Origin of the sequence: Burkholderia sp. NRF60-BP8 (genome assembly GCF_001522585.2) — a bacterium.
Taxonomy (GTDB): Bacteria; Pseudomonadota; Gammaproteobacteria; order Burkholderiales; family Burkholderiaceae; genus Burkholderia.
The window spans coordinates 1014003-1030872 of record NZ_CP013372.1 but is presented as its reverse complement, the minus strand read 5'-3'; the positions used below and the strand labels follow the sequence as shown (position 1 = coordinate 1030872).

At 68.5% G+C, this 16870-nt stretch carries 14 protein-coding genes; 6 read left to right on the top strand and 8 right to left on the bottom strand.

Annotated elements, in window-relative coordinates; genetic code table 11:
* Positions 1 to 88: 88 nt before the first annotated feature.
* Positions 89 to 1495 (bottom strand): aspartate ammonia-lyase, encoded by a 1407-nt coding sequence (gene aspA / locus WS54_RS04790; RefSeq protein ID WP_034205094.1) that lies wholly within the window; start codon positions 1493 to 1495, stop codon positions 89 to 91.
* 141 nt (positions 1496 to 1636) lie between these two features.
* Here aspA and WS54_RS04785 point away from each other — a divergent pair, with 141 nt between their 5' ends.
* Positions 1637 to 2611, top strand: a complete 975-nt coding sequence (locus tag WS54_RS04785; RefSeq protein ID WP_059783882.1) for a LysR family transcriptional regulator — start codon at positions 1637 to 1639, stop codon at positions 2609 to 2611.
* 57 nt (positions 2612 to 2668) lie between these two features.
* On the opposite strand, the gene WS54_RS04780 is transcribed toward WS54_RS04785, so the two are convergent.
* The 4 genes from WS54_RS04780 to WS54_RS04765 form a co-directional block, all read right to left on the bottom strand.
* A complete protein-coding gene (locus WS54_RS04780; RefSeq protein ID WP_034205096.1) occupies positions 2669 to 3730 on the bottom strand; it encodes an asparaginase in 1062 nt (353 codons plus the stop codon).
* A gap of 220 nt (positions 3731 to 3950) precedes the next feature.
* Positions 3951 to 4973: a DUF2891 domain-containing protein gene (locus WS54_RS04775; protein ID WP_059785067.1), complete on the bottom strand. Its 1023-nt coding sequence runs from the start codon at positions 4971 to 4973 to the stop codon at positions 3951 to 3953.
* Positions 4974 to 4992: 19 nt separating this feature from the next.
* Positions 4993 to 5943, bottom strand: coding sequence for a DUF979 domain-containing protein (locus tag WS54_RS04770; RefSeq protein ID WP_034205097.1), 951 nt, complete (start codon positions 5941 to 5943; stop codon positions 4993 to 4995).
* Positions 5940 to 6629: a DUF969 domain-containing protein gene (locus tag WS54_RS04765; protein WP_059783884.1), complete on the bottom strand. Its 690-nt coding sequence runs from the start codon at positions 6627 to 6629 to the stop codon at positions 5940 to 5942. The genes WS54_RS04770 and WS54_RS04765 overlap by 4 nt, the downstream gene beginning before the upstream one ends.
* A gap of 271 nt (positions 6630 to 6900) precedes the next feature.
* Between WS54_RS04765 and WS54_RS04760 the strand changes: the two genes are divergently transcribed.
* The 3 genes from WS54_RS04760 to WS54_RS04745 all read left to right on the top strand — a co-directional run bounded on the left by WS54_RS04760 (position 6901) and on the right by WS54_RS04745 (position 9968).
* Entirely contained in the window at positions 6901 to 7125 is a 225-nt protein-coding gene (locus WS54_RS04760) for a hypothetical protein (RefSeq protein ID WP_027782734.1), read from the top strand.
* A gap of 712 nt (positions 7126 to 7837) precedes the next feature.
* Positions 7838 to 8839, top strand: coding sequence for a chemotaxis response regulator protein-glutamate methylesterase (locus WS54_RS04750; RefSeq protein ID WP_059783886.1), 1002 nt, complete (start codon positions 7838 to 7840; stop codon positions 8837 to 8839).
* A gap of 76 nt (positions 8840 to 8915) precedes the next feature.
* Positions 8916 to 9968: a response regulator gene (locus tag WS54_RS04745; protein WP_059783888.1), complete on the top strand. Its 1053-nt coding sequence runs from the start codon at positions 8916 to 8918 to the stop codon at positions 9966 to 9968.
* A 23-nt stretch (positions 9969 to 9991) separates the two neighbouring features.
* On the opposite strand, the gene WS54_RS04740 is transcribed toward WS54_RS04745, so the two are convergent.
* The gene (locus WS54_RS04740; protein ID WP_059783889.1) at positions 9992 to 12241 is read right to left on the bottom strand and encodes a putative bifunctional diguanylate cyclase/phosphodiesterase; all 2250 of its coding nucleotides are present in this window, start codon (positions 12239 to 12241) and stop codon (positions 9992 to 9994) included.
* 464 nt (positions 12242 to 12705) lie between these two features.
* Here WS54_RS04740 and WS54_RS04735 point away from each other — a divergent pair, with 464 nt between their 5' ends.
* A complete protein-coding gene (locus tag WS54_RS04735; protein WP_034205102.1) occupies positions 12706 to 13428 on the top strand; it encodes a haloacid dehalogenase type II in 723 nt (240 codons plus the stop codon).
* 67 nt (positions 13429 to 13495) lie between these two features.
* Here the strand turns inward: WS54_RS04735 and WS54_RS04730 are convergent, their stop codons facing one another.
* Complete coding sequence (locus WS54_RS04730; protein WP_059783891.1) at positions 13496 to 14287, bottom strand: hypothetical protein; 792 nt, start codon at positions 14285 to 14287, stop codon at positions 13496 to 13498.
* Between the two features lie 93 nt (positions 14288 to 14380).
* Positions 14381 to 15340, bottom strand: a complete 960-nt coding sequence (locus tag WS54_RS04725) for a LysR family transcriptional regulator (RefSeq protein ID WP_059783892.1) — start codon at positions 15338 to 15340, stop codon at positions 14381 to 14383.
* 158 nt (positions 15341 to 15498) lie between these two features.
* On the opposite strand from WS54_RS04725, the gene WS54_RS04720 reads away from it, so the two are divergent.
* The gene (locus WS54_RS04720) at positions 15499 to 16818 is read left to right on the top strand and encodes an MFS transporter (protein WP_059783894.1); all 1320 of its coding nucleotides are present in this window, start codon (positions 15499 to 15501) and stop codon (positions 16816 to 16818) included.
* Positions 16819 to 16870: the final 52 nt, after the last annotated feature.

Here is a 16870-nt window from a genome sequence, read left to right as displayed (position 1 = left end):
CTTGATGTATCGCGCCCGTCGACGGGCGCTGCGGGGAACGGCCACGCGCGGGCCGCCGGCGGCATCGGCCGGCGCCGCGCGGGCGGAATCAGTAGGCGCGCGGCCGGATCAACGCTTCGGGCTGCAGCGCCTCGTCCAGTTGCGCGTCGGTCATCAATCCGTGAGCCAGCACGACTTCGCGGATCGACTTGCCGCTCTCGTGCGCTTCGGCGGCCACGGCGGTTGCGCGCTTGTAGCCGATGTACGGATTCAGCGCGGTGGCGAGCGCGACCGAGCGCTCCATCGTCTCGCGCAGCCGCTCGGGATTCGCGGTGATGCCGCTCACGCATCGCTGCGCGAGCGTCGTGCACGCGGCCGTCAGGTGGCTGAAGCTGCGGAACAGCGCGCTGGCGATCACCGGTTCGAACGCGTTGAGCTGAAGCTGGCCGGCCTCGGCCGCGAAGGTGATGGTCACGTCGTTGCCGAACACCTCGAACGCGACCTGGTTGACGACTTCCGGGATCACCGGATTCACCTTGCCGGGCATGATCGACGAGCCGGCCTGCACCGGCGGCAGGTTGATCTCGCCGAAGCCCGCGCGCGGGCCGCTCGACAGCAGCCGCAGGTCGTTGCAGATCTTCGACAGCTTGACGGCGATCCGCTTGAGCACGCCCGACACCTGGACGAACGCGCCGCAATCCTGCGTCGCCTCGATCAGGTTCGGCGCGGTGCTCAGGTCGAGCCCGGTGATCCGGCGCAGCGCGGCCAGCGCCTTCTCCGCGTACTGCGGGTGCGCGGTGATGCCCGTGCCGATCGCGGTCGCGCCGAGGTTGATCTCGCGAATCAGCCAGCCGGCCTCCTGCAGCCGCGCGATGTCTTCCGTCAGCATGACCGCGTAGGTCGAGAATTCCTGGCCGAGCGTCATCGGCACCGCGTCCTGCAACTGGGTGCGGCCGAGCTTGAGCAAACCGGCGAACGCATCGGCCCGCTCCGCGAACGCATCGCGCAGCCGCGCCATCGCTTCGAGCAGATGTTCGACCGCGAAGCACGTCGCGATCCGGATCGCGGTCGGATACACGTCGTTGGTGCTCTGCGCGAGATTGACGTGCTCGTTCGGATGCAGATATTCGTACTGCCCGCGCGCGTGCCCCATGATTTCGAGCGCGCGGTTGCAGATCACCTCGTTCGCGTTCATGTTGGTCGACGTGCCGGCGCCGCCCTGGATGACGTCGACGACGAACTGGTCGTGCAGCCGCCCTTCGCGGATCTCGACGCACGCGGCGGCGATCGCATCGCGGTACGGCCGCGGCAGCAGGCCCAGTTCGCAGTTGGCGTCGGCCGCCGCTTCCTTCACGGCCGCGAGCGCCATCACGAGGTACGGCAGCGACGCAATGGTGCGGCCCGAAATGTCGAAATTCTCTTTCGCGCGCAGCGTGTGGACGCCGTAATAGGCGGCGTCCGGAATACTTCGTTTGCCTAAAAGATCCGCTTCGACGCGGAAGCCGTTTTCGCTCATCGTGCCCTCCTGGATGTCTCGTGCCGCTCGTCGTTCGCCGCTTGCCGACGCGACGGGTTCGCATTCTATGCCTTTGCAAAAACAAGCTCCCTTCTGTATTATCGAAAGCGGTTTTGCGTGTGACGCAACAGCGAGAATCGAATGAAAAAAGGCGCGAGAGAAACCGGCATCGATCACCTCGGCGCGATGCGCGCGTTCGTGCGCGTGGTCGAAACGGGGAGTTTTTCGGCGGTCGCGAAGGAGATGCACGTGTCGACGTCGACGGTCGCGCGCAAGGTGACGGCGATCGAGGAGGCGCTCGGGGTCGCGCTGCTGCACCGCTCGACGCACAGCGTGACGCTCACCGAAGCCGGCCATATCTATCTGGAGCGCGCGGTCACGCTGATCGCCGATCTCGACGACACGCTGCGCGTCGTCGCCGAGCTGAACGCGCAGCCGAGCGGCCCGCTGAAGCTCACCGCGCCGGTCGCGTTCGGCCGCCGCCATCTCGCGCCGCTGATCGCGCCGTTTCTGGCGCGCTATCCGACGATCCAGCTCGACGTGCGGCTCACCGACAACCACAACGACCTCGTGGCCGGTGGCTTCGATCTCGACATCCACGAAGGCGAGAACTACCTGGACAACCTGGTCGTCCACCGGCTGTCGCGCAACGACAGCATCCTGTGCGCGACGCCCGGCTACCTCGACCGCTGCGGACGCCCGGCGACGCCGGACGACCTGAAGCACCACAACTGCCTGCGCTACGTGCATCCGGAAGGCGATCCGCGCTGGGCGCTCGTGCGCGGCAACACGCAGCACAGCGTGCTGCCGGCCGGCAATCTCGTCACCGACCATTCGGAGTTGCTGCTGGAAGCGACCTGCGCGGGGCTCGGCATCGCGGAATTCGAGATCTGGCTGGTGCGCGACCTGCTCGCGAGCGGCCAACTCGAAGCCGTGCTGCCGCGCTATCGGCTGCAGAACCGGCTGACCGGCGAGTTCATCTACATCGCGTATCTGGCGAACCGGCGCAGCTCGGCGAAGCTGCGCGTGCTGAAGGATTTTCTCGCGGAACACCTCGCGCACATCGGCGAGCTGTCGGAGCGGGAGCTGGCGAAGATTCGCGACGCACGCGCGTAGCGCACGCCGATGCGCGGCCCGGATCGTGGGCCGACGGCATCGGCGCGGCGGCCGCGTTCAGGCCGCCTGCAATTCGAACGGGAACGTCGCGTGCCCGAACTCGACGCCCTGCGTGTTGAGCATCGGCGGCCGGTGGAAACCGGCCAGTTGCGCGCGCTGCTCGGCCGTGCCGATCTGCAGCCGCTCGAGGATTTCGCTGACGACCATATAGAGCACGTCGAGATTGCCGTCCTCGATCTTCACCGAGATGCCGAGTGCGCCGTCCGCGCCGAGTTGCCGCGTGCGTTCGGACGCACGCACGCCGATCCCGTAGCACGCATCCGCGCCGAGCTTGCCGACCACCTGCCCGCCGAACGCGTTCATCAGCACCGTGCAATAGCGCCCGTCGCCTGCGACCAGTTCCGGATAGGCGGTCATCGCGCGGTGAATGCGCGCCAGTGCACGCACGCGATCGGTGAGCGCGCCGCCCGCTTCCACCGCGTCCGCGCCGTCGGCCAGCGACGCGTACAGGCGCGCCAGCCGATCCAGCGAGAACGCCGGCGTCGGCAGGTTGCAGCCGTCGATGCCCCAGTCGACTTCGTCGTCGCGCAGGCCGCACGCGTCGGCCACCGCGTGCTTCACGCGCACCTGCATCGGATGGTCGGGCAGATGGTAATCGGCGATCGCGGCGCCGATCGCGCGCGCACCCGCCAGCATCCCGACATGCTTGCCCGAACAGTTGCTGCAGACGCCGGTCGGCGTGTAGTCGCGCTTGATCCACGACCGGTAGACCGCGTCGGACAACGGCGGATGGCCGCCGCAGCGCAAATCCGATTCGTGCGCGTCGACCTTCTCGAGCATCGCGCGCGTGCGTTCGATGTGACGGTCCTCGCTGCTGTGCGACGCGCACATCAGCGCGATGTCCGCGTCGTCGAAGCCGAAACGTTCCGGCGCGCCCGTCTCGATCACCGACAGCGCCTGGGCCGGCTTGGCGGCCGAGCGCGCGAGCGTCATCCGGAACGGATCGCCGAACCGGGCCAGCAGCCGGCCGCGTGCATCGACGATCGCCACGTGGGCGACGTGCGTGTTCTCGATCGCATTGCCGCGGTACGTGACGACCGCTGCGCGTGGGGTGTCCATCCTCTTCTGTCTCCTTGCTCGCGGGCCTGATGCCGGGGCCCGTCCAACCGGTACGGCAGTGTAGCGAGTCGCCGCCGCCGCGCGTCGGTCGTGTCGTGGAAAGCGGTGTTGCGCACGATGCAAAGCCGGTCGCTTCGCGCCGCACATGCTGCACGGAGCGGCCCGCGCGGCGGGTATCGGCCGCGCGCCGAGGCCCTTCCCGCCGGCGCGGCTTCGCGCGCTATGCGTCCAGCGCGAGCAACGCGAACGTCGCGAGCCAGTGCTCGCCCATGTAGTCGCCGGCCACGTGCGCGAGTGCGCTCGCGAGATGCCGGTCGGCCGCGTCGAGCAGCTTCGCACGCCGTGCATCGTCTGCCGGCAGCGCACCGGCCAGCGAACGCTGGCACCACGCGCGGCTCAGGTTCAGCCCGTCGAGGTGCGCGATCTTGCCGTCGCTACGGTCGCTGACGGTCGCCGGTTCGAACAGCGTCGCGGGCTTGCCGCGCGCGAGGTCGGGCAGGAAGCGCGCGAACCAGCCGTCGAATTCGGCGGCCGGCAGCACGCGCCGCATCAGTTCGGCCTCCATCAGCGCGGGCGACAGGAATTCGTCCCCCGACGGCTCCCACGCCTGGCATGCGACGTCGTTCAGGTGCCAGCGCTTCGCGGTATCGACGATCAGCGCGGCAAGCCCGTCGCGCTGCGTGTCGCGTGCGAAATCGAGCGCGAGCGCCAGCGCGAACGCGGTGTTGAAGTGCGTGCCGACACGCAGCGGATAGGTCGCCTTCGGCAGGAAAGTCTCGAAGCGCGACACGAACAGGTCGGCCAGCGGCGCCATCGTCTTCGCCCAGCGCGCGGCCTGCGGCAGCACGCCCTTCAGCGCGAGCCGCTCGAGCTGCGCGGCGAGCGCGAGCAGCCACGCCCAGCCGTACGGCCGCTCGAAGCCGGCGTTGTGCGGCCGCGCGAGATACGCGCGCTCGCCGGCGACGTTCGCGTCGGTGAAATGCGCGTCGACGGTCGCGACGATGCGTTCGGCTTCCGGCAATGCCGGGTAGCGTTCGAGCACGCGCAGCACGAGCCAGTAGCCGTGCACGCACGAGTGCCAGTCGTAGCTGCCGTAGAAGATCGGGTGCAATGCGCGCGGCCCCTGCACGTCGTGCGGACCTTCGAGCGCATGCGTGAGCTTGTTCGGATATTCGCGGGTCAGATGCGCGAGCGCGAGCGACGCGAATTTCGACGCGAGTTCGGAAGTGAGTCGGTCGGTCATGAGGATCTCGTCCATCGAGTCAGAAGCGGAATACGAACGCGTACATCAGCAGCGTGTTCACGGCCAGCAGCAGCACGGCCGTCGGCCACTGCACCTTGATCACGCCGTTCTTGTCCTTCAGTTCGAGCAGCGCCGCGGGCACGATGTTGAAGTTCGCGGCCATCGGCGTCATCAGCGTACCGCAGAAGCCGCTCAGCATCCCGATCGCGCCCATGATCGCCGGGTTGCCGTGGAACTGATGGACGATCAGCGGCAGGCCGATGCCCGCCGTCATCACCGGGAACGCGGCGAAGCCGTTGCCCATGATCATCGTGAACAGCGCCATGCCGACCGTGTAGGCGGCGACCACCGCGAACGGCGAATCGATCGGCACCCATTCCTTCACGAGCCCCGACACCACCCCGCCGACGCCCGCGATCGCGAACAGCGCGCCGAGCGCCGCGAGCATTTGCGGCAGGATCGCGGCCCAGCCGACCGCATCCATCGTATGGCGCGCTTCCTTCAGCGCATGCACGGGGGAATCGCGCAGCATCGCGAGCGCGACGACGAACGCGACGATCGTGCCCAGCACGAGCGAGATCAGCGTCACGCTCTTCGGGTCGACGAACGGCACGAGTTTCAGCGCGAACGTGCCGATCAGCGTGACGACCGGAATCAGCAGCGCCGGCAGGAACAACCGGTTGCCGAAGCGTTGCGCGAGCGTCTCGCGCCGCACGGCCGCCGCTTCGCCGGCCTCGTCCGACCGGCCGCGGCCGAGCTTGCCCGAACCGGCGATCAGCGCAAGCGCGATCGCGAGGCAGCCCGTGACGAAATGCGGTAGCAGCGCGCCGAACAGGAACGTGACCGCGTAGATGGCCCAGAACGCGAAATTGACGACGCGCCGCGGGTTCGTGCGGTCCGTCAGGTTGAAGTACGCGAACGCGGCGAACATCAGCCCCGCGAGCGTGTACAGCGATTCGAGGCCGATCATCGCGCGCCCTCCTGCTTCACCAGGCCGAAGCCGCGCGCGAGCCGGCGGTCGAGCAGCGCGAGGCGCGTGCAGTGAATCAGCAGCGCGGCGATCGCGGTCGGGATCGCCCACACCGACAGGTGCAGCGGCTCGATGGCGATGCCGTTCTGTTCGAGAAAGCCCTTGATCAGCAGGATCGACTGGATCGCGATGAAGATGTCCTCGCCGAAGAACACGGCGACGTTGTCGGCGCCCGACGCGTGCGCGCGGATCTGCTGGCGCACCGACTCGGGCAGCTCGCCGTGCCGGCTGACCGCGGCGGCCTCGGCCATCGGCGCGATCAGCGGCCGCACCATCTGCGCGTGGCCGCCGAGCGACGTGAGACCGAGCGCGGCCGTCGCCTGGCGCAGCACGAAATACAGCATCAGTACGCGGCCCGTGGTGGCCGCCTGCACGCGCGAGATCATCCGCTTCGCCTGCTCCTTGAGCCCGTTGCGCTCGAGCAGCGCGATCACCGGCAGCGTGAGCCAGATCAGCCCCATGTAGCGGTTCTCGGCGAACGCCTTGCCGAACGCGCCGACGATGTCGACGAGATTCAGCCCGCCCGCCAGCCCCGTCGCGAGCCCCGCGATCGTGACCACCAGCAGCGCATTGAAGCGCAGCGCGAAGCCGATCACGACGATCGGCACCCCAATCAGCACCAGCATTTCTCCTCCGTGTGTCTGGACGCGCGGCACGTCGGCAACGCGTAGGCGGCCCGGTTTGCATCGGGCTCGGACGGCGAAATCTAACACGAGACTTTATCGATAAAAAGTCGACAATTTGCCGATTCGGGTAAACGTTGAAGCCTGCGGATACCGTGCGCGCGCCGTGTGTCGGACGCATTTCATCGGACGAATCGGGTCGGCCCGCGCGCGTGGCGCGGCCCCGGGACGGCGACTACACTGAAAGGCATCGGCAACGTACGGGAGAGCCGCCATGATTGACGTATTCCAGACCATCGGCAGCCGCGCGTTCTCCGCTCATCTGGCGAAGGACGGGATGGTGACGCTGATGGAGCAACGCCATGAAGTCGACCGCGTGACGCTCGCGACCGCTTATGCGGCGCTCGTCGAGGAAGCCGAGCAGGAAGGCGATCTGCGCGACGCGACGGTCGAAGGGATGATGCGCGCGCTGATCCAGGGCTACGCGCGCAGCCATTGACGGTGCGGCGGCGCGTGTGCGCCGCGGCCCGATGCCTCGACGGCCCGGTACGGCTCGGTACGGCCCGCTACGCGGCCGGCTCGACCGCGCCCATGTCAAAACCTGCCCTCGCGCGGTTGCCGGTCGTCAGTCTGCGCGAGGCGCCTCGGCAAGTTGGCCGCCGCGCCTCGTCGGCGCGATCGGTTTCCGTCATGAAGGCTTCGGCCTCGTCGCGGGCGGCACACGAGATCGGGTTGAAATGCCGCCCGCGCCGCGCATCGCGTTCGACCGGGCAAGCGCGGTCGGTCGACGCATACGCGCTCTCGATGTAGATCCTCTACGGCAAACGGCCGTCGCGCCCGATCGCGACCGGTGCGAACGACGCGCGGCTGACGAGCAGGGTTTCGGGCGCGCTCCTCGGGATCCCGTTTTCTTTTTTGTCGATGCCGGCACGGTAACATGCGGACTTTTGCGGCCTGTCCGGACAGGATCACTGGCCCGCTTGCAGGCAATGCGGCACAGTCATAGAGGAAACGCACTGAAACGGCATCATGCGTTCATTTTTCGATTGCCGCCGCCCGCGCTGCATGACAGCATTCGGGCGTCGTCAACCGAAAAGAATGCCGCGCCGTCCGGCCGCCGATGCCGCCCGGCAGCGAGCGCCGAACAGGCTGCCCCCCTCCATGAACCCGGCCCACCTCCAACACTACGAACCGACCGGAGAATTCCGCTTGTGAACATCGGCATCGTCAACGACCTCCCGCTTGCCGTCGAGGCGATGCGCCGCGCGATCGCGCGACGGCCCGAGCACCGCGTGCTGTGGGTCGCGACCGACGGCCCGCAAGCCGTCGAACTGTGCGCCGCGCAGCCGCCCGACATCGTGCTGATGGATCTGATCATGCCGAAATTCGACGGGATCGAAGCGACGCGTCGGATCATGCGTTCCGAACGACCGTGCGCGATCCTGATCGTGACGAGCTGCATCGGCGCGAACGCGTGGCGCGTGTTCGAGGCGATGGGCGCCGGCGCGCTCGACGCGGTCGACACGCCGCGGCTCGGCGACGGCGCCGCCGGCGACACGACGAAACTGCTGCTCGCGAAGATCGACCAGATCGGCCGCCTGCTCGACGCGCCGGGCGGCACGCGCGTCGCCGGCGCGGCCGCGCGCGGCGGCGGCCCGCTGGTCGCGATCGGCGCATCGGCCGGCGGCCCCGGCGCGCTCGCGTCGATCCTCGGCAGCCTGCCGGCCGATTTCAATGCGCCGATCGTGATCGTGCAGCACGTCGATCGCGCGTTCGCCGAAGGCATGGCGCAATGGCTCGACGGTCAGACCCGGCTCGCCGTGCGCGTCGCGCGCGAAGGCGACCGCCCGCAGCCGGGCGTCGCGCTGCTCGCCGCGACCGACGACCACCTGCGCATCACGCGCGCCGGCACGCTCGAATACACGCGGGAACCGGCCGCCACGCCGTATCGGCCGTCGGTCGACGTGTTCTTCAACAGCCTGACCGAGCACTGGCCCGGCCGCGTGATCGGCGTACTGCTCACGGGGATGGGACGCGACGGCGCGATCGGCCTGAAGGCGCTGCGGATGAAGGGCTACCATACGATCGCGCAGGACGAGGCGACGAGCGCGGTGTACGGCATGCCGAAGGCGGCCGCGACGCTCGGCGCGGCGCGTGCGATCCTGCCGCTCGGGCGCATCGCGGGCGAGCTGGCGGCGCTCGCGCGGCTCTGAACCCGACGATGACCGTGCGCAACACCCATGCCTGCTTCTGCAACGACCGCGACAACCGCAACGACCCGCATCGATCATGACGATTGACCTGACTCGCCCGCCGGGCGGTTCGACCGCGTCGCCCGCCGACGCGCCGGCGATGGTGTTGCTGGTCGACGACCAGACGATCGTCGCGGAGGCCGTGCGGCGCGCGCTCGTCGACGAGGAAGGCATCGACTTCCACTACTGCCCGCGCTCGGACGACGCGATGGCCACCGCGATCGAGACGCGCCCGACCGTGATCCTGCAGGACCTCGTGATGCCGGGCATCGACGGGCTGAGCCTCGTGCGGGCGTACCGCGCGAATCCGGCGACGCGCGACGTGCCGATCATCGTGCTGTCGACGCAGGAAGAGCCGGTGATCAAGAGCGCCGCGTTCGCGGCCGGCGCGAACGACTATCTGGTCAAGCTGCCCGATCGCATCGAACTCGTCGCGCGCATCCGCTACCACTCGCGCTCGTACATGAACCTGCTGCAGCGCGACGAAGCCTATCGCGCGTTGCGGCAGTCGCAACAGCAATTGCTCGAGGCCAATCTCGAACTGCGGCGCCTCACGCACTCCGACGGCCTGACCGGGCTGTCGAACCGGCGCTATCTCGACGAATACCTGGCCGCCGAGTGGCGGCGCGGCGCGCGCGAACGCAGCGAGCTGTCGCTGCTGATGATCGACGTCGACAACTTCAAGCTGTACAACGACACGTACGGGCACGTGTCGGGCGACAACGTGCTCAAGCAGATCGCATCCACGATCGAGCGCTGCCTCGGGCAGTCGGGCGATCTCGCCGCGCGCTTCGGCGGCGAGGAATTCGCGGTCGTGATGCCGGCCACGTCGCCGGGCGCCGCACGGCTGCTCGGCGAGAAGATCCGGCTCGCGGTCGAAGCGCTGCGCCTGCGGCATGCGCACTCGTCGACGGGCAACCACACGGTGACGATCAGCATCGGCGGCGCGAGCATCGTGCCCACGCCCGGCCTGCCGACGACACTCCTGATCGAGGCGGCCGACCGCGCGCTCTATCGCGCGAAGCACGAAGGCAAGAACCGGGTCGAGATCGATCCGCCGCCGGGCGCCGGCGGGTTCGGCGCGCGTTAGCGCCAGCAGGACACCCGGCGCGCTCAGGCGGCGCCGAGCCGGCGCGCGTAGTCGTTCGCGTCCAGCGGGCGGCTGAACAGATAGCCTTGCTGCATGTCGCAGCCGATCTGCTGCAGGAACCACGACTGCGCCTGCGTCTCGACGCCTTCGGCCGTGACCTTCATCCCGAGCGAATGGGCCATCGCGACGACCGCCTGCGTGATCGCGACCGAGTCGTGATGATCGGGCACGCCCGACACGAACGAGCGGTCGACCTTCAGGTTGTGCAACGGAAAACGCTTCAGGTACGCGAGCGACGAATAACCGGTGCCGAAATCGTCGACCGAGATCCGCACGTTCATGTCCGTGAGCGCTTCGAGCATCGGCAGCACGGTGTCCGTGTCGTTCATCAGCACGCCTTCGGTGATCTCGAGTTCGAGCGCGGACGGATCGAGCCGCGTATGCGCGAGACAGCGGGCGACCGATTCGACGAGCCCTTCGTGAAACTGCCGCGGCGACAGGTTGACCGCCAGCATCAGGTCCGGCGCGATCGTGCGACGCCACTCGGCCGCCTGCCGGCACGCGGTTTCGAGCACCCACTGGCCGATCGCGACGATCAGCCCCGTGTCTTCCGCGACCGGAATGAATTCCGCCGGCGACATCGGCCCGAGCTCGGGGCTCGTCCAGCGCAGCAGCGCCTCGGCGCCGACCGTGCGGCCGCTGCGCGCATCGACGACGGGCTGATACGCGAGCCGCAGCATGTCCGACGCGAGCGCGCGCCGCAGCGACTGCTCGATCGCGAAGCGGCGCTGCAGCCGCAGGTTGAGCTGGGCGGTGAAGAACGTGAAGTGGTTGCGGCCGCGCTGCTTCGCGTCGTACATCGCCGAATCGGCGTTGCGCATCAGCGTCACGGCGTCGTCGCCGTCGCGCGGCGCGACGCTGATCCCGATCGATACGCCGAGCCAGTATTCGTTGTTCGCGATCGCGAACGGCTTCGCGATCGCGTCGATGACCTCGCGCGCGAGCACCGCGAGATGCTCGGGATCGTCGCAGTCGTCGACGAGGATCACGAACTCGTCGCCGCCGACGCGCGTGAGCGCGTAGCGGCCGTCCGCACAGGCCGCGAGCCGCGCCGCGACGCTGCGCAGCAGCGCGTCGCCCGCGTCGTGACCGGCCGTGTCGTTGACCTTCTTGAAGCCGACCAGATCGATGAACAGGATCGCGACGCGCGCGGGCCCGGCCGCCGCATCGTGCACGCCGAACAGCTCGCGCATGCGGTCGCCGAGCCAGCGGCGGTTGTAGAGGCCCGTCAGCGCGTCGCGGGTCGCCATGTAGCGCAACTGCTGCTGCGCTTCGCGCACGGGGCCGATGTCGTTGAACGACACGAGCACCGAGTCGGCCTGCGTCTCGCCCGGCCTCACGATCGGCACCGCGTTGCCGCGCACCCAGATGATGTCGCCGTCCGCGAGGCCGAAGCCGACCGTGTAGCCGAGCTGAGGCGTGCCCGTCACGAGCGCGATCCGGCTCGGCCAGTCGTCCGGCGCGATCGGCGTGCCGTCTTCGCGCAGCTTGCGCAGGATCACCGTCGACAGCCGGCGCCCGACGAGATCGCCCTTCACGCGCATCATCCGGTTCGCGCTCGGGTTGCTCGCGACCACGACGCCGTCGCGCGACACGACGAGTATTCCTTCGTTCAGGCTGTTGACGACGAGCCGGTGATGTTCCTCGCTGCGCGCAAGCTGCCGCGCGATCCGGTCCTGGTGCACCGCGAGGCCGACGCTGTTGCCGATATCGCGCAACAGCGCGGTTTCCTCGTCGCTCGGCAGGCACGGCCGGTGGTGATAGATGGCGAACGCGCCGAGCACGACGCCGGCCTCGTCGACGAACGGCACCGACCAGCACGCGCGCAAGCCCAGCGGCAATGCAATGGCGCGATAGTCGGCCCACCGCGGATCGGTTTCGATGTCCTCGACGGCGACCATCCGGCGCTCGTACATCGCGGTGCCGCACGAGCCGGCCGCCGGCCCGATCGCCGCGCCGTCGATCGCCGCACTGTACTGCGCGGGCAGCGACGGCGCCGCGCCGACGCGCACGTGCACGCCGTCCGTATCGAGCAGCAGGATCGTGCACGACGCGCCGTCGCCGAGCAAAACCTCGGCACGCCGGCAAACTTCGGACAGCAGTTCCGGCAGCGGCGTGTTGCGCGTGATCAGTCTCAGCACGCTCTGCTCGGACGCGAGCACTTCCGCGGCGAGCCCGAAGCTGTAGCGAGAACTTTGCGGTTCGGTATTCAAGATGAATCCTGCCGTCTGTCCGACCGGGTCTGATGCGCCCGATTCGTTATCGATATTTCGTGCCCTGTCCCGCCTCGGGTTTACGCCGATGCACGGTGCGCCCCGTTTGCGCGCCGTGCCTGGGCGCGCCGAAATGTATTTAACACCAATCCGGCACAACCGGCGTGCCTGCTTGCATCAGGGGATACGCTCGGTTGCCGCGCGGCTCGCGGGCGGCGGCCGGTGCGACGACAGGGTTGCTGCGCTGCACGAAGGCGCAGGCGCGCCGCCCGTCGATCCTTCCGGATGTGCTCGGCCACGCAGCCGCGGCAGCGACCCGCACCGCGACGGAAATACCGAGCCACGCATCGCGGCCTCCCGGGCCGCGTTTTCGTATCCGTGATTCAATGTCGATCGAACCGACGTCGCGCCATCCGGCGGCACGGCGATGTGACCCCTCATCGAACGACCTTCACTGGATCACCATGACGAATCCTGCCGAAATCAAGGCGCTCGTTTTCGATGTCTTCGGAACGATCGTCGACTGGAGAAGCGGTGTCGCACGCGGTGCCGCCGCATTCCTGGCGCGCCACGCGCCGACGCTCGACCCGTTCGCGTTCGCCGATGCGTGGCGCGCCGAGTATTCGCCGTCGATGGAAGAAATCCGCAGCGGGCGCCGCCGCTACGTGCGGCTCGACGTGCTGCATCGCGAGAACCTCGTGCGCACGCTCGACCGCTTCGGCATCGACGACGTGCCCGATGCCGACATCGACGCACTGAATCTCGCATGGCATCGGCTCGATCCGTGGCCCGATGCCGTCGCCGGGCTGCAGCGTCTGAAGCGACGCTACATCATCGCGCCGCTGTCGAACGGCAACATCCGGCTGATGGTCGACGTCGCGAAACACGGCGGGTTGCCGTGGGACGCGATTCTCGGCGCCGAGGTGGCGCGCGCGTACAAGCCATCGCCGGCCGTCTATACCGAAGCGGTCGAGATTCTCGGTCTCGCGCCGGCCGAGCTGTGCCTGGTGGCCGCGCACAACGGCGATCTCGCGGCCGCGCGCCGGCTCGGGCTGTCGACCGCGTTCGTGCTGCGGCCGACCGAACACGGGCCCGGCCAGACGACCGACCTGCAAGCCGACGAAGCGTGGGATTTCGACGTCAGGGATCTGAACGAGCTGGCGGATCGGCTGGGCTGCACGGGTTGAGCGCCGGCGACGCGACCTGCCCCCGCGCCGCGCTCGCGAGGCGCGGTACAGGCATGCCGCGCCTCCGCTACTTCACCACCGCCCGCCACGCGGTTCGCGCGTAGATGAGCAGCAACGGCAGCAGCGCCAGCGCGAACAGCAGGCACAGCGCGAGCACCCACACCGGCCATCGCTGCGGATTCCCGTGCGCCCAGTAACGGTACGGCACGCTCAGCAAGGCGAGTTCCATCAGCAGCGCACCGAGCGGCACGAGCCCGTTCAGCACCGCCGCCACGCCAAAGCGTGCCGCGCCGTCGATCTTCTTCCCGGCCCCGTACGCCGCGATCAGGTACACGAAATACCCGATGATCGCGACCATCACCGTGCCGCCGGCCAGCAGCCCGATACTCCGCACGCTGCGTTCGTGCCACTGATGAGCCCCTTGCGGCAACACGACATCGATCTTCTCGCCGATTTCGGGCACGGCCCCCGAACGGATGTTGCCCGGCAGCACGATGCGTTCGCCATCCGGCATCACGGCTTCCAGGATCGACGTGTACTTGATGCACCGGTACGACGAGGTTCGCCCCGAACTGTCGCGGCGCTCGCAGGTATCCCACTCGGACTGGTAGGACACGACGGTCGCTTCGTATTTCGGCGATACCGTCAGTGCGTAGAGCTCGTCGCCGATCCAGTACACGAACGGGAACAACAGCGACACCAGGCAAAAACATACGAGCCACCAGAACGCGACCGCGCCGCCGGAGCCGCGCTTGCCGCCCGTCTGTCGGCGCACCATGCGCGACGCGAGCCAATAGGCGGTCACGCCGAATACCACCACGCACACCACGAAAACCTTGCCCGCATGCGTCAAAGCCATTTGCCTTCTCCCCGCTAGCCGGTCGAATCGCCGCCGGCCGTGTTGTCATCCAGATCGATCGCCGCGTCGCCGTCGCGCCCCGCCCTTCGACCGCTATTCCGGCTCGCCGACGAAGCGCAGCATCCCCGACTCCCCCGACAGCAACGCGCGATTCGCGTCCGCCGCCGCACGCAGGTAATCCCACAGCGCGGTCACGCGCCGCAGCTTGCGCAGATCCTCGCGGCACGTCAGCCAGAAACACCGCGTGACGACTACATCATTCGGCAGCACGGGCGCGAGCGCCGGCTGCGCGGCCGCCATGAAACACGGCAGGATCGCGAGGCCGCCGCCCTGCAGCGCCGCGAAATACTGCGCGATCACGCTGGTCGTGCGCAAACCGGCCGTCGCGCCGGGCACCGCGCGGTCCAGGTACAGCAGCTCGTTGCTGAACGCGAGATCGTCGACGTAGCTGATGAACGCGTGCTGCGCGAGATCGTCCGTACACGTGATCGGCGCGTGGTTCGCCAGATAGTCGCGCGTCGCATAGAGCCGCAACTGGTAGTCGCACAGCTTCGTGACCACGTAAGGCCCGCGTTCGGGCCGCTCGAGCGTGATCGCGAGATCGGCCTCGCGCTTGGGCAGGTTGACGAAATGCGGCACCGGCAGCAGGTCGACCGTCACGTGCGGATGCGCGGCGCGGAACCGCGCGAGCTGCGGCGCGAGGAAAAAGCAGCCGAACCCTTCGGTCGACCCGATCCGCACGTGGCCCGACAGCGCCTCGCCGGTATTCGCGATCTGGTCGCACGCGGACTGCACGGTCGTCTCCATCGCATCCGCATACGCGACGAGCCGCTGCCCTTCGGCCGTCAGCGCGAAGCCGCCGGAGCGCGACTTGTCGAACAGCAGCGTGCCCATCGCGGCCTCGAGCGCGCGGATGCGCCGCGCGACGGTCGTGTAGTCGACGCCGAGCCGCTTCGCGGCGCCGCTCGCGCGCTGCGTGCGCGCAACCTCGAGGAAAAAGCGCAGGTCGTCCCAGTTCAGGTTGCCGGAAACCGGCTCGGTGGCATGTCGCATCGGCGAAGGAAAAGGCGGGCGTCTCCGGGCCGGTCGTCGATATGCATAAATGCACATCCAACCGGTTTCTTTATCGGTACATCGTGAATCTGCGCATAACTATACTCGACCGTGACCTGCGGACCACGAGCCGCGGCAATAACTACCACGGAGACACCATGCAGACCCGATCCACCCTCGACGAGCATGCGGCAGTCGCAACGCCGGCCCCCGAACGCACCGCGAAGCACTACCTGCTGGCCGGCTGGGCCAGCATGGCCGGCACGACGATCGAGTGGTACGACTTCTTCCTCTACGGCACGGCCGCCGCGCTCGTGTTCAACCGCATCTTCTTCCCGTCGCTGGACCCGGTCGTCGGCACGCTCGCCGCATTCGGCACGTTCGCGGTCGGCTTCATCGGGCGGCCGATGGGCGGCATCGTGTTCGGCCACTTCGGCGACCGCATCGGCCGCAAGTCGATGCTGATGATCACGCTGCTGCTGATGGGCGTGCCGAGCATGATCATCGGGATGATCCCGTCGTACGACCGCATCGGCTACTGGGCCGCCGCGCTGCTGATCGCGATGCGCTTCCTGCAGGGGATGGCCGTCGGCGGCGAATGGGGCGGCGCGGTGTTGATGGCCGTCGAGCACGCGCCGAAGGGCCGCAAGGGGCTGTTCGGCAGCCTGCCGCAGACGGGCGTCGGGCTCGGCCTGATCCTGTCGTCGGTGGCGATGGCCGCGGTGGCCGCGCTGCCGGAAGCCGACATGCTGTCGTGGGGCTGGCGCGTGCCGTTCCTCGCGAGCATCGCGCTCGTCGGCCTCGGCTGGTTCATCCGCGCGAAGGTGCCGGAGTCGCCCGACTTCGAGAAGATGCAGCGCCAAGGCAAGGCCGAGAAATCGCCGGTGACGGCCGCGCTGCGCCGCCATCCGCGCGAAGTGCTGACGATCGTCGGCGCGCGCGCGGCCGAGAACACCTGGTTCTACATGGTCGTCACGTTCGCGCTCGCTTACGCGACCCAGCAACTGCATTTGCCCAAAGCCGAGATGCTGCATGCGATCACGGCCGGCGCGGTGCTGTCGCTCGTCACGATGCCGCTGTGCGGGCATCTGAGCGACCGCATCGGCCAGCGCCGGATGTTCGCGCTCGGCCTCGTGCTGATGTGCGCGTTCGCCGCGCCGTTCTTCACGATGCTCGGCACGCAGCAGACGTCGTACGCATGGTGGGCGATCGTGCTCGGCCTCGGCGTCGTGTTCCCGATCCTCTACGCGCCGGAATCGCTGCTGTTCGCGCAGCAGTTCCCGGCGGAAATCCGCTACAGCGGCATCTCGCTGTCGGTGCAGCTGGCCGGCGTGATCGGCGGCGGCTTCGCGCCGATGATCGCGACGTCGCTGCTCAAGGCCGGCGGCGGCCAGCCGCACTACGTGATCGCGTACCTCGTCGGCTTCGGCGTGTTCGCACTCGCGTGTACCGCGCTGATGCGTCCGGCGCGCACCTAGTCCGCCGCACGCATTCGTCCGATTTCAGTTCGACCTGCCGTCCGCCGTGGCC